Origin of the sequence: Streptomyces sp. AB3(2024), from assembly GCF_041862025.1 — a bacterium.
Classification (GTDB): Bacteria; Actinomycetota; Actinomycetes; order Streptomycetales; family Streptomycetaceae; genus Streptomyces.
Genome location: NZ_JBGWAB010000052.1, coordinates 42060 through 50104, shown reverse-complemented (window position 1 = coordinate 50104; position 8045 = coordinate 42060). Strand labels below are relative to the sequence as shown.

General features: G+C 77.4%; 4 protein-coding genes. 1 reads left to right on the top strand and 3 read right to left on the bottom strand.

The window, feature by feature from the left end; genetic code table 11:
- A partial coding sequence (locus tag ACEPPI_RS21100; protein WP_373916799.1) for an ABC transporter permease occupies window positions 1-2774 on the bottom strand: 2774 nt, incomplete at its 3' end.
- Between the two features lie 190 nt (window positions 2775-2964).
- Here ACEPPI_RS21100 and ACEPPI_RS21095 point away from each other — a divergent pair.
- The gene (locus tag ACEPPI_RS21095) at window positions 2965-3684 is read left to right on the top strand and encodes an ABC transporter ATP-binding protein (protein ID WP_373916798.1); all 720 of its coding nucleotides are present in this window, start codon (window positions 2965-2967) and stop codon (window positions 3682-3684) included.
- A gap of 90 nt (window positions 3685-3774) precedes the next feature.
- Here ACEPPI_RS21095 and ACEPPI_RS21090 read toward each other — a convergent pair whose 3' ends face one another.
- Both ACEPPI_RS21090 and ACEPPI_RS21085 read right to left on the bottom strand, forming a co-directional pair.
- Window positions 3775-4287 (bottom strand): STAS domain-containing protein, encoded by a 513-nt coding sequence (locus tag ACEPPI_RS21090; protein ID WP_373916797.1) that lies wholly within the window; start codon window positions 4285-4287, stop codon window positions 3775-3777.
- Window positions 4288-4522: 235 nt separating this feature from the next.
- The gene (locus ACEPPI_RS21085; protein WP_373916796.1) at window positions 4523-8041 is read right to left on the bottom strand and encodes an AAA family ATPase; all 3519 of its coding nucleotides are present in this window, start codon (window positions 8039-8041) and stop codon (window positions 4523-4525) included.
- Window positions 8042-8045: the final 4 nt, after the last annotated feature.

Sequence of the window (8045 nt, the reverse complement as noted above, 5' to 3'; positions counted from 1 at the left end):
CCCGCGCGCAGGGCGGCGGCGGCCCGCGCCGGTTCCGGGTCGCCCGGGGAGGCGGCGGGCAGCCACCATTCGTCGGCGGTGGGCAGGGGCTGCGCGTCCTCGGCGGCGAGCCGGCGCGCGGCGGCGTTCAGGTCGACGGCCAGGGCGGTGTCACCGGCCACGGGCAGCGACCCGACGGCGCCGGTGACGCGCACCTGCACGGTGGTGACGCCCAGCCGGACGGAGACGTTGTCGCCCACGGAGGCCCCCATGGCGGCGAGGAACCCGCGGGTGGCGACCCCGCGGAGCTCGGCGGGCGGTCCGCCCGGGCTCAGCGAGATCTGCACGGGGACCCCGGGGCGGCCTTCGTAATGCAGCCGCAGCAGGTCCGACCCGGCGGGCCGCAGGGCTGCGGCCGGAACCCCCTTGGACACCTCGGGGGTACGCAGGTTCCAGTCGGGCGCGGTGGCAGCCACGGGCACCCCCGGTCCGTCCGGGGTCCCGCTCACCGAGACGCGGCGCACGGCGAGGTCCCCGGCGACGTCGGCCAGGGTGCTGGAATCGAACCAGGCCGGCTCGGCCCCGTAGGACATCGCCACGCCCACGATGCCCAGCGGCCCGGCGGCGGACCCCAGCGGGGACCCGGTCAGGGGGTCGAGCCGCACGGAGACGGTGCCGTCGCCGTTCTCCGGGAGGGCGGCGACGGGGGTCCGGTACGTGAGCCCGAACCGGTCGCGCAGCAGCAGTGCGAGGGACGGCCGGCCGCTCGTCGCGGGGGCGCCCGGAGCGGTCACGGTCACGTCGAGGTCGATGCGCCGCGGGGTTCCGGGCAGGTCGATCCCGTCGCCGCCCGGCGCCCGTCCGGCGGCGGTGGCGGCCGGCGGTACGGCCAGCGGGGCGAACAGTTCGGTCATCGGCCGTTCGTCACGCAGGTCGGCCCGCAGCGGGAGCCGGTCGGCGGCGCGGGAGTCCAGGGCGAGCAGCCGTCCGGGCTTCCGGTCCGGCAGGGCCACCTCGGTGTGGATCACGGGGACGATGCGGTCGCCGCCGGGCAGGGCCGCGTACCGGCCTGCGCGGCCCATCGGGGCCAGGTCGCCGCCGGTGATGCGCAGTCCGCCGGCGGTGGCGAAGTCGGCCTGGTCGCGCTGGGAGGCGGACCAGGCGGAGTGCTGGCCGAGGGCGAGCACCCCGCTGGACACCGCGAGCACCAGCAGCAGGACCGGGCCGGTGGCCCGTTGCGGCCGGCGGGCCAACTGCCAGCCGACCAGCGCCGGTCCGAGCCCGCGTCCCCGGGCGGCGATCCGCCCGCCCAGCCGGGCGGCGAAGGGCAGCAGCCGCAGCACGAGCAGGGTGCCCGCGCACAGGGCCAGGGTCGGGGCCGCCACCAGGACGGGGTCCACGCCGAGGACGTCGCCGCCGGCCGGGGCGGCGTCCCCCTCGCCGCCGCTGTAGCGGGAGAGCTGCCGGTAGGCGAGGACCGCGAGGGCGACCAGCGCCAGGTCCGCGCCGGAGCGGGCGAAGCCCGACACCACGGCCCGGCGGCGCCCGCCGCGCCGCAGGGCGGCGGCCGTGGCGCCGCGCAGGACGGCGGGCAGCGTGGTCAGCAGTACGCACAGCAGGGCGAAGACCGCCGCGGCCGGCCACAGCAGCCAGGAACCGCCGGTGTCGAACGGCACGTGGGCCAGCGGCCCGTAGCGGCCCGTGAAACGCAGCAGGAGCGGGGCGAGCAGCGGGGCGAGCACGACGGCGGGCGCCGCGAGCAGCAGGGACTCGGCGGTGGACAGCAGGCCGAGCCGTCGGCGGGAGGCGCCGCGCGCGGTCAGCAGGACCCGTTCCGGTTCTTGACGCTCCTTCAGGAGCTGGCTCACCAGCAGCAGGGCGGCCGAGGCCAGGACGGAGAGCTGGAGCGCGCCGACGAGCAGGGTGGACCGGGCGACCCGCTGGCCGGACTGCAAGTCGGCTATGAAGGAGGCCAGTTCGCCGCTCACCGTCAGCCCGGAGGGGGGCGCGGTCTCGGCCGCGGCGGCCCGGCCGCGCACGGCCTCGACCCCGGAGCGGGGTGTGCCGGTGAAGTCGGGGGTCAGCAGGGTGGCGCGGCTGCTCTGCGGCAGGCCACCCGCGGTGAAGGCCGAGTCGTCGACGAGGAGCGGCCCGTAGGTGGTGAAGCTGCCGACCTGCACCTCCCGTCCGCCGAGCGGGTCGAGCCGCCAGTACGGGGCGTCCGGCTCGGCGGCCCGGTAGACGCCCGTGACCAGCACGTCCAGCGGGGCGCCGCCCAGGCGGTCCTCCAGCCGGACCTCGGCCGGTAGCCGCTCGGGGGCCAGGCCGAGGCGGGTCAGGGCCGCCGTGGGCAGGGCCACCGGCAGCCTGCCCGGGTTCGGGCCGACCGCCTCGGGCCACCGGCCGGCGAGGAGCCGTACGCGGTCCCGGGCCAGTGCGGCGAGCAGGGTGAGGTCGGCGTCCTTGCCGGGGGCCCGCTCGCCGGGCAGCCCGTACGAGCGGCTGCGCGCCACGCTCTCGGTGCCGGTCGGCACGGAGGCGAAGACCCGGTCGGTGAAGTCCCGTACGGCCGCGTCGTCGGCGGGGCGCTGGGGCAGGGCGTGGTCGCCGGTCAGCACGACGGCGGTGCGCGCCCGTTCCGGTCCGGTCAGGGCCCGGCGCATGCCCGCGTCGCCGACGCTCCGGGTGAACGCCAGCAGGGCGGTCAGGGCCGTCGTGGTGATGAGCACCGTGAGCAGTACGGCGGCGGCGAGCGGCCAACGCCCGCGCAGCCGGCGCATGACGAAGCCGAGCATGTGCCTGTTCCTCCCCCATCCGGACTACAGGCCCCGGATAGCGGACGATGCTGTCAGATTCGATCAGGTATCGGAAGGGACTTGCGTGATGGATGTGACAGATGAGCAAATTCGGACGTGAGGGTAGGGGAGTGCCGGAAGCGCTCTCCGGGGCGGCGTCACCGCCCGCCGAATCGAGGGGGAGCCCACCATGACCCAGCAACAGGTCAGCGCCGCCACCACCGCCGTCGCGCCCATGGTGGTGGTGCGCGACCTCCGGCGGAGTTTCGGGAGCGGGGCCCGGACCGTACACGCGCTGCGCGGCGTCTCGTTCGAGGTGCGCAGGGGTGAACTCACCGCCCTCAAAGGGCGGTCGGGGTCCGGCAAGACCACCCTCATGAACCTGGTCGGCGGACTCGACTCCCCGACCGGCGGCACCGTCGAACTCGACGGCACCGATCTGACGGGCCTGGACGAGAGCGGCCGGCTCGCCCTGCGCAGGGACCGGATCGGTTTCGTGTTCCAGTCATTCGGCCTGATCCCGGTGCTCACCGCCGCGGAGAACGTCGGCGTCCCCATGCGGATGCGCGGGGTCCCCGCGAAACAGCGCGAGGAGCGCGTGCGCACCCTGCTGGCCCTGGTCGGTCTGGCCGACCACGCCGGACAGCGCCCCGGGGAGCTGTCCGGCGGTCAGCAGCAACGCGTCGCGGTGGCCCGCGCGCTGGCCAACGAGCCCGTCCTGATCATCGCGGACGAGCCCACCGGCCAGCTGGACTCCGAGACGGGCCGCTCGATCATGCGGTTGCTGCGCGCGGTGGTGCGCAGCGAGGGGGTCACCGCCCTGGTCGCCACCCACGATCCGGAACTGATGGAACTCGCCGACCGGGTGGTGGAGTTGCGCGACGGCCGGATCGTCGAGGCGACCGGCTGAGGGGCTCCGGGCGGTACGGCCCGGGTGGCGGGGGGAGCCGCCGGGCCGGGAGGGTGGCCGGCGGCGGGGCCGGGGTGAGGAGCGTGATGGTCACGGGCCCACCACCCGCTCCCCGTCGGAGGGGCGAGGGCGCACGCGGGCGTCGAGGTCCAGCAGGAGCCGCAGGGACCGCGAGCTCGCGGCGGTCTCCCAGGAGCGTCCGCTCCGGGTCCACCAGTCCAGTACGTCGAGCAGGGCCGAGTCGCAGAAGGTGACGAGGGCGGCGTCGAGGACGAGGTGTCGGGCGCCGCCGGCGGCGCCTTCGTCGAGGAGGCCGCGCAGGGGGGCGCAGGTGAAGAGGTCGAACTCCCCGGCGAGGCTGACGGCGAGGACGCCGTCGCGGAGCGTGGACCGTATGCGGGGCACCGGGTCGGGCGGGGCGGCGGAGGCGGCTGAAACGGCTGGGGTGACCGAGGCGGCGGAAGCGGCGGGGGTGGCCGAGCTGGCCGGGGTGGCCGAGCCGGCCGGGGTGGCCGAGTCGGCCGGGGTGGGGATGCCGGGGGCGTCGGCGGGGCCGGCCGCCGCCAGTATCGGGGCGCTTATCGCCTTTATGGGACTGTTCATGCCCCTCCCAACGCTCTCCGCCCCGGCCGGGAAGCGGCGGCCGGGCGCACTTCACCCGCGTGGGGCGCCCGGCTGACCCGTTCCGGCGATCTCCGTCACCCGGGCGGGCCCTCGCCGCGCGCGAACGCGTCCCGCCGCCGACGGCACCGGACAGCGGGTGAGCGGACGCGGATGCGGATGCGGAGGGGAAAGCGGGCCCGCAGGCCCCGCCGGATCCGCGCACCCGTCCCACGGGTCAGGGCGGGGGCGGGAGCCGGTGGGCGCGGCGCTCCTCCGGGGCCGGGGGATGGAGCACGCGGGACGCCGACAGGCGCAGCAGGGGCGCGGGGTCCGGGTCCGCCGGGGTCCACAGCCGGACGGTCCGGTCGCGGGAGGTCGTCGCGAGGCGGGTGCCGTCGGGGGACCAGCACAGGCCGTTGACCCAGTCGGCGTGCAGCCCCACGACGACGGCCGGCGCCGCCGCCGACCCGGGGTCCCACAGCCGGACCGTGCGGTCCCGGGACACGGAGGCCAACCGGGTCCCGTCCGGGGACCAGGCGATCTTCTGGACCCGGTCGCCGTGACCGGTCAGGACCACGGGCCCCACCGCGCCCGAGGGGTCCCAGAGCCTCAGCGTCCGGTCCCGGGAGCCGGTGGCCAGCCGCCGCCCGTCCGGGGACCAGGCGACCTTCCACACCTGGTCGGCGTGGCCCTCCAGCGTCGCGACCCGCTCGCCGGTGTCCGGGTCCCAGAGGATCACCCTGCGGTCCGTCCCGCAGGTCGCCAGCCGCGTCCCGTCCGGCGACCAGTCGGCCCCGGTGACCCAGTCCCGGTGCCCGCGCAGCACCCGCAGCGGGGCGCCGCCCGCCGCGTCCCACACCCGCACGAGGCCGTCGCGCGCGGCCGTCGCCAGCCGGGTCCCGTCCGGGGACCAGCAGATCGCCGACACCTCGTCGCCGTGACCGTCGAATTCCACCGTCGGCGGGCCCCCGTCGCGCGGCCACAGCGCCGCCGTGCCGTCGCGGCGGCCCACCGCGAGCCGGGTGCCGTCGGGCGACCAGGCCAGGTCCCCGCACTGCCCGAGGGGCAGCACCTCGGGCGGTCCGAACTCCGGGGCGTGCCAGACCCGTACGGTCCCGTCCTCGGAGGCGCTCGCCAGCCGGGTGCCGTCCGGCGACCAGTCCGTCTGCCACACCGACTCGGTGTGTCCGCGCAGCACCGAGGGCGGCGCGCCCGTGTCCCACACGGCGAGGGTCCGGTCCTGCGAGGCCGTTGCCAGGCGCCGGCCGTCCGGAGCCCAGGAGAGTGCGTACAGGGCCTCCCGGTGCCCGGTGAGCCAGAGCGCCGCGTCCTCGGGGCCCCCGCCCGGGCGCAGGTCCCAGACGCGCACGTTGCGGTGTTGGTCACCGGCGGCGAGGCGCGATCCCTCGGGGGAGAAGGCCAGGCAGTTGATCCCGTCCATGCTCTCGAACGTGCGGACCGCAGCCCCCGTCGCCGCGTCCCGGAGCACCACCGTCCGGTCCGACGACCCGGAGGCCAGCAGGGAGCCGTCCGGGGACCAGCACAACGCCGTGACCCGGTTGCGGTGCGCGGGCCCGGCCGGGACCGGGCCGCCGGGTCCCGCCGACGGCCACACCCGTACGACCCCGTCCTCACCGGCGGCCGCGAGCCGACCGCCGTCGGGGGACCAGGCCGCGCTCCACACCATGCCCGACGGCGCCCGCAGGGTGCCGGCGGGGGTCAGCGCGGCAGGCTCCCACAGCCGGAGCACCCCGTCGCCTGCCGCCGACACCAGCCGGCGGCCGTCCGGGGAGAAGGCCAGCGCCCCGTGCCCGCCGCCGTCCCCGTCCGCCCCGTGCCGCACGGTCGCCGACCGGCGCCAGGACCCCGTCTCCCACGAGGTCAGCCGCGCGTCGCGGGTGGCGCACACCAGCAGGGCCCCGTCGGGCGACCAGAGCACCGCACGGGGCCACCGGCCCGCCACGTCGAGCACCGCCGAAGGCTCCTCGGCCAAGGCTCCCGTCCCGGCCCGCGCCCCGGTGTCCGCCTCCCACACGCGCAGCCGTCCGTCACCCGAACAGGCCGCGAGCCGCGTCCCGTCGGGCGACCACGCCGCGCCCGTCACCGTCGCCCCGAAGTCCCGGCGCACCGCCCGCAGCAGCGAACCGTCCAGCGCGGTCCGCAACGCCTGGAGGGCGCTGGGGGTCGGCGCCCACTCGGTGACCGCCGCGCGGGCGATCCCGATCGCGGTCTCCGGCTCCCGGCTCTCCAGCACCCGGGCCGCCACCGCGTCCGCGGTGCCGGCCCGCGCGGCGCCGTCCGCACGGGCGCTGCGCTCGACGTACTCCGCGACGAGCGCCGACACCTCCAGCCCGGACGGGGCGCCGGCCTGTCCGGCCTGCCAGGACCGCGCGTCCGCCAGCCGGTCCCCGGTCAGCAGGAACGCCTCGCCCCGCCCCGCGAACTCCCATTCCTGCGCCCAGCGTTCCCACGCGCCCCGCTGCCGCAGCCGCTCGACGTGGGCCTCGACGGCCGCGTGGAGCGGCAGCCACCGGCGCAGCAGTGCCTCGTGGGCCAGGTCGAGGACCCCGGCGTCGGAGGTCAGCAGCCGGCCCGCGACGAAGGCGTCGGCGATCTCCCGCTCGGCGGACGTCAGTTCGGCGCGCGCGACCCGCCTGCGCACCGCCTCCCCGCCCCGTACGGTGACCAGCCGCAGCAGGGTCCCCACCACCGGGTCGTCGCCGTGCGGAGCGCCGGGGCCCAGCAGTTCGGCGCGGATCCGGTCGGCCTGCCCGACGAGCGCGCCCGCGACCCCGCCGACCTCCCGGTACAGGGCGTGGCCGATCACGGACCCGGGCCCGCCCGCGCGCCGGTACAGCTCCTGGAGGGTGTAGGCGAGCAGCGGCAGCGCGTCGCCGCCCCCGCAGTCGTCGACGATCCGGGGGACCAGCCCCGCCTCGAACTCCACCCCGGCGGCGGCCCCGGGACGGGCCACCACCTCGTGCAGCGCCTCCCGGGGCAGGGTTCCGATCACCACCGGATCCCGTACCAGGGGCGCCAGCGGGCCCTCCAGGAACCCGGTCAGGAAGTCCGAGCGCAACGTGCCCACGAGCCACAGCCGCGGATCCCGGTCCAGGACCTCCCGTACCGCCTCCGCGAAGGCCGAGCGCTCCCCGGCGCCCGACAGCGTCAGCAGTTCCTCCAGCTGGTCCACCACCAGTACCCTCGGCCGACCGTCCCGCGGCCCGCCGTCCAGGGCCGCGCGCAGCGCGCCGACCGGATCGGCGGCGGGGGTGATGGCCGGGTACGCGGTCCAGCGCGCGCGGCGCCCCGTCAGCGCGGGCAGCAGCCCGGCCCGGACCAGCGAGGACTTGCCGGAGCCCGAGGGCCCGACCACCGTCACGCACCGGTGCGCCCGCGCCGGGACCGCCGGGTGCAGTCGGGCGACCAGCTCGGCGGTCTCCCGCTCCCGGCCGAAGAAGACGGCCGCGTCCTCTTCCCCGAAGGCCTCCAGCCCGGGGTACGGGGGCTGCCCGGCCGTCCACCGGGCGGCCGGTGCGGCCGGCCGGCGTTCCAGCCAGCGCAGCCACAACTGCCCGCCGACCAGGGCCAGCAGGCCGATCCCGACGAGGGGGATCGACCACTGGCGGAGCAGCCGCAGCGGGAGCGGGACCTCACCCTCCACGTTGGTCGCGTAGTTCGTCGCGATCCCCAACAGGGCGCCCACCAGCATCAGCAGCACGTCGAGCACCAGTGCGAGAGGTCGTCGTTGCATGGGT

What these genes read in the sequence shown, in the direction of transcription:
- ACEPPI_RS21095 (WP_373916798.1), top strand. Translation starts at nt 2,965, where the DNA reads ATGACCCAGCAACAGGTCAGCGCCGCCACCACCGCCGTCGCGCCCATG.
- ACEPPI_RS21090 (WP_373916797.1), bottom strand. Translation starts at nt 4,287, where the DNA reads ATGAACAGTCCCATAAAGGCGATAAGCGCCCCGATACTGGCGGCGGCC.
- ACEPPI_RS21085 (WP_373916796.1), bottom strand. Translation starts at nt 8,041, where the DNA reads ATGCAACGACGACCTCTCGCACTGGTGCTCGACGTGCTGCTGATGCTG.